The organism is Pseudomonas sp. M1 (assembly GCF_022760135.1).
Taxonomy (GTDB): Bacteria; Pseudomonadota; Gammaproteobacteria; order Pseudomonadales; family Pseudomonadaceae; genus Pseudomonas; species Pseudomonas citronellolis.
In genome coordinates this window covers 2,862,764-2,876,162 of the sequence record NZ_CP094343.1, presented here as the reverse complement: position 1 = coordinate 2,876,162, position 13,399 = coordinate 2,862,764, and the positions used below count along the sequence as shown (strand labels likewise).

The 13,399-nt window shown below is 68.6% G+C and carries 12 protein-coding genes; 9 read left to right on the top strand and 3 right to left on the bottom strand.

Translation table 11 applies throughout. The features are described from left to right. Positions 1-9: 9 nt before the first annotated feature. The gene (locus tag PM1_RS12960) at positions 10-336 is read right to left on the bottom strand and encodes a flagellar hook-basal body complex protein FliE (RefSeq protein WP_024128711.1); all 327 of its coding nucleotides are present in this window, start codon (positions 334-336) and stop codon (positions 10-12) included. A gap of 13 nt (positions 337-349) precedes the next feature. Next, on the bottom strand, positions 350-1,741 hold the full coding sequence (locus PM1_RS12955; RefSeq protein WP_009622785.1) for a sigma-54 dependent transcriptional regulator: 1,392 nt from the start codon (positions 1,739-1,741) through the stop codon (positions 350-352). A 503-nt stretch (positions 1,742-2,244) separates the two neighbouring features. On the opposite strand from PM1_RS12955, the gene PM1_RS12950 reads away from it, so the two are divergent. Genes PM1_RS12950 through PM1_RS12920 form a run of 7 tightly spaced genes read left to right on the top strand, consistent with a single transcriptional unit; the run spans position 2,245 to position 8,503 of the window. Beyond that, positions 2,245-3,084 carry a FliM/FliN family flagellar motor switch protein gene (locus PM1_RS12950; RefSeq protein WP_009622787.1) on the top strand — a complete coding sequence of 280 codons (840 nt, stop codon included), beginning with the start codon at positions 2,245-2,247 and terminating at the stop codon, positions 3,082-3,084. Beyond that, positions 3,081-3,440, top strand: coding sequence for a flagellar motor switch protein FliN (fliN, locus tag PM1_RS12945; RefSeq protein WP_009622789.1), 360 nt, complete (start codon positions 3,081-3,083; stop codon positions 3,438-3,440). Before PM1_RS12950 ends, fliN begins: the two co-directional genes overlap by 4 nt. Continuing rightward, positions 3,437-4,192, top strand: a complete 756-nt coding sequence (gene fliP, locus PM1_RS12940) for a flagellar type III secretion system pore protein FliP (RefSeq protein ID WP_009622790.1) — start codon at positions 3,437-3,439, stop codon at positions 4,190-4,192. The genes fliN and fliP overlap by 4 nt, the downstream gene beginning before the upstream one ends. A 7-nt stretch (positions 4,193-4,199) precedes the next feature. Further along, positions 4,200-4,472, top strand: coding sequence for a flagellar biosynthetic protein FliQ (locus PM1_RS12935; protein WP_009622793.1), 273 nt, complete (start codon positions 4,200-4,202; stop codon positions 4,470-4,472). Between the two features lie 2 nt (positions 4,473-4,474). After that, positions 4,475-5,275, top strand: a complete 801-nt coding sequence (gene fliR / locus PM1_RS12930) for a flagellar biosynthetic protein FliR (RefSeq protein WP_009622795.1) — start codon at positions 4,475-4,477, stop codon at positions 5,273-5,275. After that, a complete protein-coding gene (gene flhB / locus PM1_RS12925; RefSeq protein WP_009622797.1) occupies positions 5,268-6,410 on the top strand; it encodes a flagellar type III secretion system protein FlhB in 1,143 nt (380 codons plus the stop codon). Before fliR ends, flhB begins: the two co-directional genes overlap by 8 nt. Further along, positions 6,407-8,503, top strand: a complete 2,097-nt coding sequence (locus PM1_RS12920) for a flagellar biosynthesis protein FlhA (protein ID WP_009622799.1) — start codon at positions 6,407-6,409, stop codon at positions 8,501-8,503. The genes flhB and PM1_RS12920 overlap by 4 nt, the downstream gene beginning before the upstream one ends. Here the strand turns inward: PM1_RS12920 and PM1_RS12915 are convergent, their stop codons facing one another. Beyond that, on the bottom strand, positions 8,504-8,848 hold the full coding sequence (locus tag PM1_RS12915; RefSeq protein WP_009622801.1) for a PilZ domain-containing protein: 345 nt from the start codon (positions 8,846-8,848) through the stop codon (positions 8,504-8,506). It lies immediately after the preceding gene. Between the two features lie 501 nt (positions 8,849-9,349). Between PM1_RS12915 and PM1_RS12910 the strand changes: the two genes are divergently transcribed. After that, entirely contained in the window at positions 9,350-10,999 is a 1,650-nt protein-coding gene (locus PM1_RS12910; protein WP_009622802.1) for a VRR-NUC domain-containing protein, read from the top strand. After that, positions 10,996-13,392: an ATP-dependent DNA helicase gene (locus PM1_RS12905; protein WP_009622803.1), complete on the top strand. Its 2,397-nt coding sequence runs from the start codon at positions 10,996-10,998 to the stop codon at positions 13,390-13,392. Before PM1_RS12910 ends, PM1_RS12905 begins: the two co-directional genes overlap by 4 nt. Positions 13,393-13,399: the final 7 nt, after the last annotated feature.

The window sequence follows — 13,399 nt, the reverse complement described above, 5'->3', positions numbered from 1 at the left end:
TGTGCGCCGTCACAGCGGCATGTTCATGACTTGGTCGAAGGCGGTGGCGAGCTTGTTGCGCACCTGCAGCAAGGCGCTGAAGGACACGCTGGCCTGCTGGCTCTGGACCATGGCGCCGGCGAGGTCGTCGCTGCGCCCGGCATCCACCGCGGCCATGGCCTCGCTGGCCTGGTGCTGCTGGGCGTCGACGGCGCGCAGGGCGTCCTCGAAGGCGTTGCCGAAGCCCGGCTCGGCGCCGGGGGCCTCGCTGGCCGGGCGGATGAGCGCCGCCGACAGCGCGCGCAATTGCTGCATCTGCCCGAGCATCTCGCTGCGGGCCTGCTCGATGGGGTTCATCGCGACTCTCGTTTCAGAAGGACAGGTTCACGCCCTGCTCGCGCATGGCGTTGAGGCGGTAGCGCAGGGCCCGCGGCGTCATGCCGAGGCTTTCCGCGGCCTTGGTCTTGTGCCCGCCGAAGCGGCGGATGGTGTCGATCACGTGCTGGTACTCGGCCCACTTGCCGCTGGCGCGCAGGGCCGCCTTGCCGCCCTCGCCCGGCTGCGGCGCCGCCGCGGCCACGCTGGCCAGCTGCTCGGCCGGCGGTGCGAGCCCCAGGTCGCGCGGCTGGATGAACAGCCCGGCGCGCAGCACCAGGGCGCGCTGGATGACGTTCTCCAGCTCGCGCACGTTGCCCGGCCAGTCGTGGGCCAGCAGGGCCTGCCGCGCCGCTTCGGTGAGCAGCTCGGCGTGGCGCTCCTGGGGCGCGTACTGCTGGATGAAGCGCTGCGCCAGGGGCAGGATGTCGTCCTTGCGCTCGCGCAGCGGGCTGATGTGCAGCGGCAGCACGTCGAGGCGGAACATCAGGTCGGCGCGGAAGCGTCCGGCGCTGACTTCTTCCTGCAGGTCGCGGTTGGTGGCGGCGATGACGCGCACGTTCAGGCGGATTTCGCGCTGCCCGCCCAGGCGCTCCACGCGCTGCTCCTGCAGCACGCGCAGCAGCTTGGCCTGCAGGCCCAGGGGCAGTTCGCCGATCTCGTCCAGCAGCAGGGTGCCGCCGTTGGCCTGCTCGAACTTGCCCGGCTGGGCGCTGACCGCGCCGGTGAAGGCGCCGCGCTCGTGGCCGAAGAGGATGGATTCGAGCATCTGCTCGGGAATCGCCGCGCAGTTCACCGCCACGAAGGGCGCCTGCGGCTCGGCAGAGAAGCGGTGGATGTAGCGTGCCATCAGCTCCTTGCCGGTGCCGGTCTCGCCAGTGATCAGGATCGGCGCGCGGGTCTGCGCCACGCGCTGGGCCAGGGCCAGCAGGCGGCGCCCGGCGCGCGACTGCGAGACGAAGCCCTCGCCGGCCACCGCCGCCTGTTCCTGGCGGTGCAGCAGCGCGGCCAGCTGGCTTTCGCTGAAGGGCGCCAGCAGGTAGTCGATGCAGCCCATTTCCAGCAGCTGGGCGGCCATTTCCTGGTCGGCGTATTCCACCACCGGCACCAGGCTCAGCTGCGGCACGCGCTGCAGCAGTTCGCCGATCTGCGGGAAGCTGCGCTGCGGGCGGCGCTCGGCGAAGACGAAGACCGGGCCGCAGGCCGCCAGGTCGACGGCGTCCAGCCCGGCCGCGTTCTTCACCCGCAGCACGTTCCGGCCCAGGCGCGCCAGGCCGTCATTGAGCAGGTCCAGGCCGATCTCGCCGGCGCCGCCGACGATCACCACCTGTTGCGCCGCCAGGCTGGCTTCTTCATTGCAACTGGCCAATTGACTGAACTGTTTCAATGCAACTTTCCTGCGTCTGGACCGCCCTCGGGACGGCGCTCGGTTATTCCATCGAAGCCATGGCGGCGATGAACTTTCATTTGCCGGCAGGCAGTGGCCGGATGAACTTCCGGCCGCTATAGGAAGGAATTACCGAACGCCTTCCCTTTTATTACGAAGGGGGCCTTAAGGAATGACTTTTTCCTGTCGCCCTTCAACTGTGCGAGGGAACTTTTCCAGCAGAACCTCGTCACAGGCGCAACGTTAACCAGCGCACACGGCGACCGCCGAGTCAGTTGTCGTCAAATCCGCTCAGGCGCGCGGGAATGACGATCAAAAACGTCATTTGATATCTATTGATTTAACCGCCAGGGCCCGCCTGCCTAGACTTCCGCCCCAATCGCAGGCTCTGCCGCGCGTCGAACCGATGCCCGCGGCGAGCACCCAGGGCTCACCCCGCGCCGCCTCAGGCCGCGCCCCGGCGACCCCCTGCGCAGCCCCACTTCCGGAAGTCGACCCAACCCATGACTGGCCAATCCAAAGTCCACCACGGCGTGCCCTCGGAAAGACTCGTGCGCCTGCAGCCGCACAAGTTGGGCCGGCATTACCACAAGGTTCCGCAATATATTCGCGAGATCGCCCACAAGCATCCGCGCATCATCAGCGATTATTTCCTGCGTAGTTACCGCATCAACCTGGAACTGCAGAAAGTCGAGGTCCAGGAAAGTGCGCCGCGGCCGGCCGAATGCATCTTCCGCTGCCCTTCCGGCAAGGTCGGTTTCGCCATCGACCGCCCGCTGCTGACCGAAGCCCTGGAGTGCTACTACGGCGGCACCTCGCTGCCCAGCCACGACACCCCGCCGATCAGCACCTCCGAGCAGCGCATGCGCAAGCGCCTGGGGGTGGACGTGACCCAGCTGTTCGCCCGCTCGCTGCTGCTGGGCGACACCTTCGGCGAGCTGACGCCCCACGACAACGACTACGAGCTGGTGAGCTGGGAGTACGTGGCCGAGTTCCACTTCCTCAGCCACATCACCGGCAGCCAGGCCTCGCTATTCATCTACCTGGACGCGGAGCTGGCCGACGCGCTCACCACCCGCCTGGCCGGCCCGCCGCCGGCGCGCCTGGGCGGCAGCCCGGCGCAGCATCTATTGCACCTGCCGGTGCGCCTGGACTGCGTCATCGCCGCGCTGCAGATGCCGCTGGCCCAGGCCCTGCAGCTGCGCCCCGGGGACATCCTGCCGGTGCGCCTGCTGGAGCGCTGCGAGGTGCAGGTGAACCAGCAGAAACTCTTCCGCGGCACCCTCTTCGAAGAAGACGGCGGCCTCTTCCTGACCTCCCTCGAGAGCGTGAAAAGCCCATGAGCCAAGTCACCGACAGCGAACTGGACAACCTCCTCAACGACGCCGGCCTGGCCCTGGACGAGGCGCCAGCGGCCGGCCCCGAGGCGCTGGCCGCGCCGCGCCAGGACCTGAGCTTCTTCGGCAAGATCCCGGTGAACCTCACCCTGGAGGTGGCCTCCACCGAGATTTCCCTGAAGGAGTTGATGGAGGTCGACGCCTCCAGCGTCATCGCCCTCGACAAGCTGGCCGGCGAGCCGCTGGACCTGAAGGTCAACGGCGCGCTGTTCGCCAAGGCCGAGGTGGTGGTGATGAACGGCAACTACGGCCTGCGCGTGCTGGAACTGTGCGGCGCCGGCCTGGACGACCTGGCCCGATGAAGCGCGCGCGGCACTGGCTGGCCCTGGGCCTGGCGCTGGCCGGCATGCTGCCCGGCGTGGTGCTGGCCGCCGGCGGCGAGATTTCCCTGCTGAGCCTGAACGACACCGGCCACGGCCAGGAGCTGAGCGTGAAGCTGCAGATCCTGGTGGTGATGACGCTGCTCGGGCTGCTGCCGGCCATGCTGCTGATGATGACCAGCTTCACCCGCTTCATCATCGTGCTGGCCATCCTGCGCCAGGCCATGGGCCTGCAGCAGAGCCCGCCGAACAACGTGCTGGTGGGCATCGCCCTGTGCATGACGCTGCTGGTCATGCGCCCGGTGTGGAAGGAGGTGTACACCGAGGCCTACGAGCCCTTCCAGGCCGATGCCATCACCCTGGAGGAAGGCCTGGGCAAGGCCAAGGCCAGCCTCGGCCGCTTCATGCTCGCGCAGACCGGCAAGACCTCGCTGGACACCCTGCTGGCCCTGGCCGGCGAGAAGATGCCGGCGGACAAGGCCGACCTGGACTTCTCCCTGCTGCTGCCGGCCTACGTGCTCAGCGAGCTGAAGACCGCCTTCCAGCTCGGCTTCATGATCTTCGTGCCCTTCCTGGTCATCGACCTGGTGGTGGCCAGCGTGCTCATGGCCATGGGCATGATGATGCTCTCGCCGATGATGATCTCGCTGCCGTTCAAGCTCATGGTGTTCGTCCTGGTCGACGGCTGGGCGCTGCTGATGGGCACCCTCACCTCCAGCATCCAGCCGTTCTGAGGCCGCCATGCTCACCCCGGAATACGCCGTCGAGATCATCGCCAACGCCGTGCACATCACCGCCATCGTGGTCTGCGTGCTGGTCCTGCCGAGCCTGCTCGGCGGCCTGCTGGTGAGCATCTTCCAGGCCGCCACGCAGATCAACGAGCAGATGCTCAGCTTCCTCCCGCGACTGCTGATCACCCTGGGCATGCTGGTGTTCGCCGGGCACTGGATACTGCGCACGCTCAGCGACCTGTTCATCGAAACCTTCAAGCAGGCCGGGCACCTGGTCGGCTAGCCATGCACGCCAACGAGTCGCTGCTGCAGGCCAGCCAGTACCTGCAGGAACTGCAGCGCTACTGGTGGCCGTTCTGCCGGATCATGGCCATGCTCGCCATGGCGCCGCTGCTCAACCACCGCTCGCTGCCGCGCCAGGTGCGCATCCTCCTGGCCATCGGCCTGACCCTCGCGCTGGCCGGCGCCCTGCCCCGCCCGCCGGCCATCGAAGCGCTGTCGGCCGAAGGGCTGCTGGCGGCGCTGGAGCAGATCGCCGTGGGCGCCGTGCTGGGCCTTGCGCTGCAACTGGTGTTCGTGATCTTCAGCCTGGTCGGCGAGGTGGTCTCCACCCAGATGGGCATGGCCATGGCGCGCTACAACGACCCGGTGAACGGCGTGTCCTCGTCCTCGGTGGTCGGCCAACTGTACTTCCTGCTGCTGGCCCTGCTGTTCCTCGCCAGCGACGGCCACCTGCTGGTGGTCAGCGTGCTCTACCAGAGCTTCCACTACTGGCCGGTGGGCGGCGGCCTGGCCTACGCCGGCTTCGCCACCCTGGCCTACGCCCTGGCCTGGGTGTTCTCCGCGGCCACCCTGATCAGCCTGCCGCTGGCCTTCTGCATGTTCCTCGTGCAGTTCTGCTTCGGCCTGCTCAACCGCATCTCGCCAGCGATGAACCTGTTCTCCCTGGGCTTCCCCATGGCCATCCTCACCGGCCTTGCGTGCATCCGCCTGACCCTGCCGGGCCTGCCCGACACCTACCTGCAGCTCACCCGCGCGCTGCTGGACAACCTCGGCCAGCTGCTGCGAGGCACCGGCCATGTCTGAACAGGGCGGCTCCCAGGAAAAGACCGAAGAGGCCAGCGAGCACAAGCTGCGCCAGAGCCGGCAGAAGGGCCAGGTGCCGCGCTCCAAGGACCTGGCCGGCACCGTGGCGCTGCTCTGCACCCTGCTGGTGCTCAAGGCCTGCGTCGGGCGCTTCTTCGACGGCCTGGCCGACAGCTTCCGCTTCGCCTACCTGGACCTGCACCGCAGCGAGGTGGGCCTGGACGACCTGGCGCTGATCCTCGGCCAGCACATCTGGCTGATGGTCCAGCTGCTGCTGCCGCTGCTGCTCACCCCGCTGCTGGTGGTGGCCTTCGGCATGGTCCCCGGCGGCTGGATATTCGCCTCGGCCAACCTCGCCTTCAAGGCCGGCAAGCTCAACCCCATCACGGGTCTTGCGCGGATGTTCTCGCTGCAGAACCTCACCGAGCTGCTCAAGTCGCTGCTGAAGATGGCGGTGCTGCTGGGCGTGGCCTGGTACCTGCTGCTGGATGCCCTGCCGCAGCTCATCGCCCTGCAGCGCAGCGACATCCGCAGCGCCATCGGCGGCGCCCTGGGCCTGCTGTTCGACACCCTGATCGGCCTGCTGGCGGTGTTCGTGTTCTTCGCCCTGCTGGACATCCCGCTGCAGCGCTTCCTGTTCCGCAAGCGCATGCGCATGACCAAGCAGGAGCGCCGCGAGGAACACAAGACCCAGGAAGGCCGCCCGGAAGTGAAGGCGCGCATCCGCCAGGTACAGCGCCAATTGCTGCAGCGCCAGATCAACCGCGTGCTGCCCAGGGCCGACGTGGTGCTGACCAACCCGACGCACTTCGCCGTGGCCCTCAAGTACGACCCGCACAAGGCCCAGGCGCCCTACGTGCTGGCCCGCGGCATGGACGACATGGCCCTGTACATCCGCCAGATGGCCACCAAGCACGATCTTGAAGTGCTGGAGGTGCCGCCGCTGACCCGCGCCATCTACTTCAGCACCCAGGTCAACCAGCAGATTCCGGCCGGGCTGTACACCGCCGTGGCCCACGTCCTCACCTACATCCTGCAGCTGCGCGCCTACCGCCAGGGGCGCCGGCTGCGCAAGCCGGAACTGGCCAAGAACCTCCCCATCCCCGACAGCCTGGCAAGCAGAGGCCAACCATGAACTTCCTCGAGCAGCTCCTGCCGACACTGCGCAGCGGGCGGATCGGCATCCCGCTGGTCATCCTCTCCATCCTCGCGATGATCATCCTGCCGCTGCCGCCGCTGCTGCTGGACGTGCTCTTCACCTTCAACATCGGCATCGCCCTGCTGGTGCTGATGGTCAGCGTGTCCTCGCGCAGCCCGCTGGACTTCTCGCTGCTGCCCACGGTGGTGCTGGTCACCACCCTGCTGCGGCTGTCGCTGAACGTGGCCTCCTCGCGGGTGGTGCTGCTCGACGGGCACACCGGCTCGGCGGCCGCCGGCAAGGTGATCGAGGCCTTCGGCCACGTGGTCATCGGCGGCAACTTCATCGTCGGCCTGATCGTCTTCGTGATCCTCACCATCATCAACTTCATGGTCATCACCAAGGGCGGCGAGCGCATCTCCGAGGTCACCGCGCGCTTCACCCTGGACGCCCTGCCGGGTAAGCAGATGTCCATCGACGCCGACCTCAACGCCGGCCTGATCGACCAGGCCGAGGCCAAGAAGCGCCGCGCCGAGGTGTCCAAGGAGGCCGACTTCTACGGGGCCATGGACGGCGCCAGCAAGTTCGTCCGCGGCGACGCCATCGCCGGCATCCTGATCCTGCTGATCAACCTGTTCGGCGGCGTGGCCATCGGCGTGTTCGTCTACGCCATGGCCGGTGCCGACGCCTTCCGCCAGTACGCCCTGCTGACCATCGGCGACGGCCTGGCGGCGCAGATCCCGGCGCTGCTGCTGTCCACCGCGGCGGCGATCATCATCACGCGGGTCAACGAGTCGGCGGAGATCACCGCGCTGGTGCGCCGGCAGATGCTCGCTTCGCCCTCGCTGCTGTACACGGTGGCGGGCATCGTCACGGTGCTGGCGATAGTCCCCGGCATGCCGCACCTGGCGTTCCTCAGCTTCGCCGCACTGATCGCCTTCGTCGCCTGGCGCGTATCCCTGGCCGAGCCGCCGGGCGAGGCGCAGAGCCTGGAGCAGGTCGAGGCCATCGGCAAGGCCATGGACCAGGAGCGCGCCCAGCAGCTCGGCTGGGAAGACATCCCGCTGGTGGAGCGGCTGTCTATCTCCCTGGGCTACAAGCTGGTCGGGCTGGTCAACGAGGCCGGCGGCGCGCCCCTGGTGCAGCGCGTGCGCGGGGTGCGCCAGACGCTGTCGGAGAGCCTGGGCTTCCTGCTGCCGGAAATCCACATCCGCGACAGCCTGCGGCTGAAGGCCTCGCAGTACGCCATCCACATCAGCGGCGAGCGCATCGACGGCGCCGAGCTGCACGCCGACCGCCTGATGGCCATTCCCTCGGCGGAAACCTACGGCGAGGTCGACGGCATCCTCGGCCACGACCCGGCCTACCTGATGCCGGTGGTGTGGATCCGCCCGGAGGACAAGCCGCGCGCGCTCAACCTGGGCTACCAGGTGATCGACTGCGCCAGCGTCATCGCCACCCACCTGAACAAGGTGATCCGCGAGCACCTGCCGGACATCTTCAAGCACGACGACGTCGAGCACCTGATGCAGCGCCTGGCGGCCCAGGCGCCGAAGCTCGCCGAGCACCTGCGCGCGCAGCTGAGCTTCAGCCTGCAGCACCGGGTGTACCGCCAGTTGCTGCAGGAACAGGTGCCGCTGCGCGACCTGGTGAGCATCGCCACCACCCTGGTGGAGGCAGCCGAGACCACCAAGGACCCGGTGCTGCTGGCCTCCGACGTGCGCTACGCGCTGCGCCGCAGCATCGTCTCGGGCATCGCCGGTGAGCGCAGCGAGCTGTCGGTGTTCATCCTCGACAACAACCTGGAGAACACCCTGCTCAGCGCCCTGGCCATCGCCCAGCAGGCCGGCCCGGTGAGCCTGGACAACATCCCGGTGGAGCCCAACCTGCTCAACCAGTTGCAGAACACCATGCCGGTGGTGAAGGAGAAGCTGCGCAAGGAAGGCCACCCGCCGATCCTCACCGTGATGCCGCAGCTGCGCCCGCTGCTGGCGCGTTATGCAAGGGTCTTCAGCCCGGGGCTGCACGTGCTGTCGCAGAACGAGATACCCGAGCGGGTCGCGGTGAACGTCCTCGGCACTCTCGGCTGATCAGTTGGGCGTGGCGCTGCGGCGCCCGGCGCGCAGCTCGGTCATCAGCTCGTTGAAGGAAACCGAAGGCTGCTCCAGCGCAAGGCCAGCCTCGTACTGGCCGGTCTGGGCGTTCTCCCCCGACCACACGCAACGCACCTTCACCTGCGCCTCGCGCATGCGCTCCTCGCGGTCACGCATGCGCAGGCGCAGCTCCAACTGGCTGTCCGGCGCCAGCAGCACGTCGCAGCGGATCTTCAGGCCGCTTTCGGACAGGTCGGCGACATAGCCGAGCAGCTCGCCGCCGGCGTCGAGCACGCGGATGCGGAACATGGAGCGGAATACGATACGGTTGTGCTGGCGCATACCCGACCTCGTCGTGCGGGGAATTTGAAATGCAGGGCGACCGGGGGGCGGGAAACCTTAAGGCCTACGTTGAAACCGGGAGCGAGCTTGCTCGCGAACAGCGGTGCCAAGCCTGGCTCCGGAGCAGGGCCGAAGTCCGTAACCCTCTCCCCAGCCCTCGGCTGCGCGCCCCGCCCTGAAGGGAGAGGGGGCTAGTCCGTGCCGAGAGAAGGAATGGTTTCAGCCGGAAACCTTCGGTGTTGCCGGCTGACTCCAGAACACCCAGCCCTGCCCAACGGTCCCCTCTCCCTTCAGGGAGAGGGTTAGGGAGAGGGAGCGGACTCAACCCCAGGCGATTTAGCGACAGGGAGAAACCATTCGCGAGCAAGCTCGCTCCTACGAAAAGCCCAGAAGCCCAAAAGCCCAACCCCCCACCAACAAATCCCCCCGCCCATCCCCCACCGATTGCCAATCCCCATCCCGCCTGATATCTGTATAAAGATACAGCCCCTGCCTTCGCCCATGCCCTTCCAGACCGATCCGCGCTTCTACTACCTGGCCAACTTCCACCGCGCCCTCGCCTGGCTGGAAGAACGCTACGACGACCTCTTCGACACCGCCGAGCGCGCCTTCCTCCGCGACTTCCAGGCCATGCCGCTGGAGGCCCGCGCCCTGCTGGTGCGGCTGATCATGCGCAAGGGCCCGCACTTTCGCGCCAGCAAGCTGGACTACGCCGAGATCGGCTGCCCGCGCCGGGCCGCCGCGCCGCTGCTGGAGGCCGGCTGGCTGGATGGCGCCGCCGCGCTGGGCCTGGAGGAGCTCTTCGGCCTGCTGCGCAAGGACGAAATCCTCGACTGCTTCGGCGCCCAGCTGTCCAGCCGCCAGCTGCGCAAGCCGGAGCTGCTGGCCGAACTGGCCGAGGCCGAACCCGCACCGCGCACCTTCGCTGCCTGGTGCCCGCAACTGGACGAGGCGGTCTACAGCCTGGCCATCGCGCCCCAGGTGGAGCGCCTGCGCCTGATGTTCTTCGGCAACCTGTACCAGGACTGGACCGAATTCGTCCTCACCGACCTGGGCATCCTGCGCTACGAAACCGTCCCGCTGACCCGCGAATCCCGCGGCTTCGCCAGCCGCGAGGAGATAGACGCGCACCTGTTCCTGCAACGCTGCCGCGAAGCCTTCGACCTGGGCGCCGCCGCCCAGGAACTGCTGCCGCTGATCGCCAGCGTCGACTGCGGCACCGCCCAGCTGCAGCGCCGTCGCGGGCGCGTGCTGTTCCACATCGGCCAGCAACTGGAGCGCGAGGCCGACTGGGAAGGCGCCCTGCAGGTCTATGCCGCCAGCGAACACGTCGCCGCCCGCCAACGTCAGGTGCGCGTGCTGGAGCGCCTGGAACGCCATGCCGCAGCCTACGACCTGGCCCTGCAAGCCGCGGCCCAGCCCCAGGACGCCGCAGAGGCGCAGCTGATCGAGCGCGCCCTGGTGCGCCTGCGCCGCCAGCTCGGCCACGCCCAGCCGGCGAAGGCCAAGGCCGCGCCGCCGCCACGCATCGACCTGGAGCTGGAGCCGCAGCCCGGCCTGAGCGTCGAGCAGTGCGTGCAACTGCACCTGGCCCGCCCCGAAGCGCCGGTGCACTACGTGGAGAACACCCTGGTCCTCGGCCTGTTCGGCCTGCTCTGCTGGGAGGCCGTCTTCGCCCCGCTGCCCGGCGCCTTCTTCCACCCCTTCCACGCCGGCCCCGCGGACCTCTACGACAGCCGGTTCCGCACCCGCCGCGCCGAGCTGTTCGAAGCACGCCTGGCACTGCTCGACAGCGGCGCCTACGCCGACGAAATGCGCCGCATCCACCGCCAGAAGCAGGGCCTGCAATCGCCCTTCGTGTTCTGGGAGCTGCTGGACGAAAGCCTGCTGGAACAGGCCCTGGCCTGCCTGCCGGCGGCGCACCTGAAGGCCTGGTTCGGCCGCCTGCTGCAGGACCTGCAGGCCAACCGCGCCGGCATGCCCGACCTGATCCAGTTCTACCCCGCCGAGCGCGGCTACCGGATGATCGAGGTGAAGGGCCCCGGCGACCGCCTGCAGGACAACCAGAAGCGCTGGCTGGCCTTCTGCGCCGAGCACGGCATGCCGGTGGAGGTCTGCTACGTGACCTGGGCCGGGGAGCCGGCCGCATGAACTACCAGGTCGCGGTGCGCGCCCTCTGCGAATTCACCGCCAAGGTCGGCGACCTCGACCTGCGCTTCACTCCCTCGCCCACAGCCCAGGAAGGCATGGCCGGCCACGCCACCGTGGTCGGCCGCCGCGGCCCCGGCTACCTCGCCGAGCTGCCGCTGGCCGGCGCCTACCGCAACCTGCTGGTGCGCGGCCGCGCCGACGGCTACGACCCGGCGCGCAACTGCCTGGAAGAGATCAAGACGCACCGCGGCGACATCTCGCGCATCCCCGACAACCACCGCCAGCTGCACTGGGCCCAGGCCAAGGTCTACGGCTGGCTGCTCTGCGCCCTGCAGGACCTGGAGGAAATCGACCTGGCGATCGTCTACTTCAACGTCATGACGCAGAAGGAAACGGTGTTCCAGGAAAGCTTCAGCGCCGACGAACTGCACGCCTTCTTCGAGGAGCACTGCCAGCGCTTCGTGGTCTGGGCCGAACGCGAGATGGCCCACCGCGCGGCCCGCGATGGCGCCCTGGAAAGCCTGCGCTTCCCCTGGCCGCAGTTCCGCCACGGCCAGCGCCAGCTCGCCGAGGCGGTATACCGCGCCGCCCGCGACGGCCGCCACCTGATGGCCCAGGCCACCACCGGCATCGGCAAGACCCTCGGCACCCTGTTCCCGCAGCTCAAGGCCATGCCCGGCCAGGGCCTGGACCGGTTGTTCTTCCTCAGCGCCAAGACCCCCGGCCGGCGCCTGGCCCTGGAAGCCCTGGCCAGCCTGCGCCAGGACGAGCCCGAACTGCCGCTGCGAGTGCTGGAGCACGTGGCCCGCGACAAGGCCTGCGAACACCCGGACAAGGCCTGCCACGGCGACTCCTGCCCGCTGGCCAAGGGCTTCTACGACCGCCTGCCGGCCGCGCGCCTGGCCGCCCTTGACGGCGCCTGGCTGGACCAGGCGCGGGTCCGCGAGGTGGCCCGCGAGCACGGCATCTGCCCCTACTACCTGAGCCAGGAACTGAGCCGCTGGGCCGACGTGGTGGTGTGCGACTACAACTACTACTTCGACATGAGCGCCCTGCTCTACGCCCTCACCGCGCTCAACGAATGGAAGGTGGCGCTGCTGGTGGACGAGGCCCACAACCTGGTGGAGCGCGGGCGCAAGATGTACACCGGCGAGCTGGACCAGGCCGACTTCCAGGACCTGCGCCGCATCGCCCCGGCCAAGCTCAAGGGCGCGCTGGAACGCGTCGGCCGCCACTGGAACCAGCTGCACCGCGACCAGGAGCTGGAATACCAGGTCTACCCGCTGGCCCCGGAGCTGTTCATCCTCGCGCTGCAGAAGGCGGTGACCGCCATCACCGACCACCTCAGCGAACAGCCCGACGGCAACAGCCTTGAGCTGCTGAGCTTCTACCTCGACGCCATGGCCTTCTGCCGCCTGGCCGAGGCCTTCGGCGAGCACTCGCTGTTCGACATCACCCGCCGCCAGACCGAAAGCGGCCGGGTCTACTCCACGCTGTGCCTGCGCAACGTCATCCCCGCGCCCTTCCTCGCCCCGCGCTTCGAGGAAGCGCACAGCTGCACGCTGTTCTCCGCCACCCTGACGCCGGCGCACTACTACCGCGACCTGCTGGGCCTGCCCGAGGACACCGCCTGGATCGACGTGGAATCGCCGTTCCGCGCCGAGCAGCTGGAAGTGCAGGTGGTGCGCAACCTGTCCACCCGCTACCAGCACCGCGCCCAGTCGGTGCGGCCGATCTGCGAGCTGATGGCGCGCCAGTACCGCGAGCGGCCGGGCAACTACCTGGCCTTCTTCAGCAGCTACGCCTACCTGGAGCAGGTGCGCGAACGCTTCGTCCGCGACGAGCCGGGCGTGCCGGTCTGGGTGCAGGCGCGCAACATGGACGAGACCGCGCGCGAGGGCTTTCTCGAACAGTTCCGCAACGGCGGCCGCGGCATCGGCTTCGCGGTGCTCGGCGGCGCCTTCGGCGAGGGCATCGACCTGCCCGGCGACCGCCTGATCGGCGCCTTCGTCGCCACTCTGGGGCTGCCCCAGGTGAACACGGTGAACGAGGAAATCCGCCAGCGCATGCATAACCAGTTCGGCGACGGCTACGACTACACCTACCTCTACCCCGGCCTGCAGAAGGTGGTGCAGGCGGCCGGCCGGGTGATCCGCACCCAGCAGGACGAAGGCGTGGTCTGGCTGATCGACGACCGCTTCGGCCGCAGCGAAGTGCGCCAGCTGCTACCGCGCTGGTGGACGGTGCGCAGCTGCCGCCTGGCCCTGCCGCCGCCGGAGCCGGAGGCGGAAAACAGCGCGCCACGCAAGGCGCCCGTGCCGCCGGCCCGCCAGCGCCCGGCACGTCCGAAGCCGGAGCAGGCCCAGGGCGAGCTGGGTTTCAATGATTTCTAGATCGAAT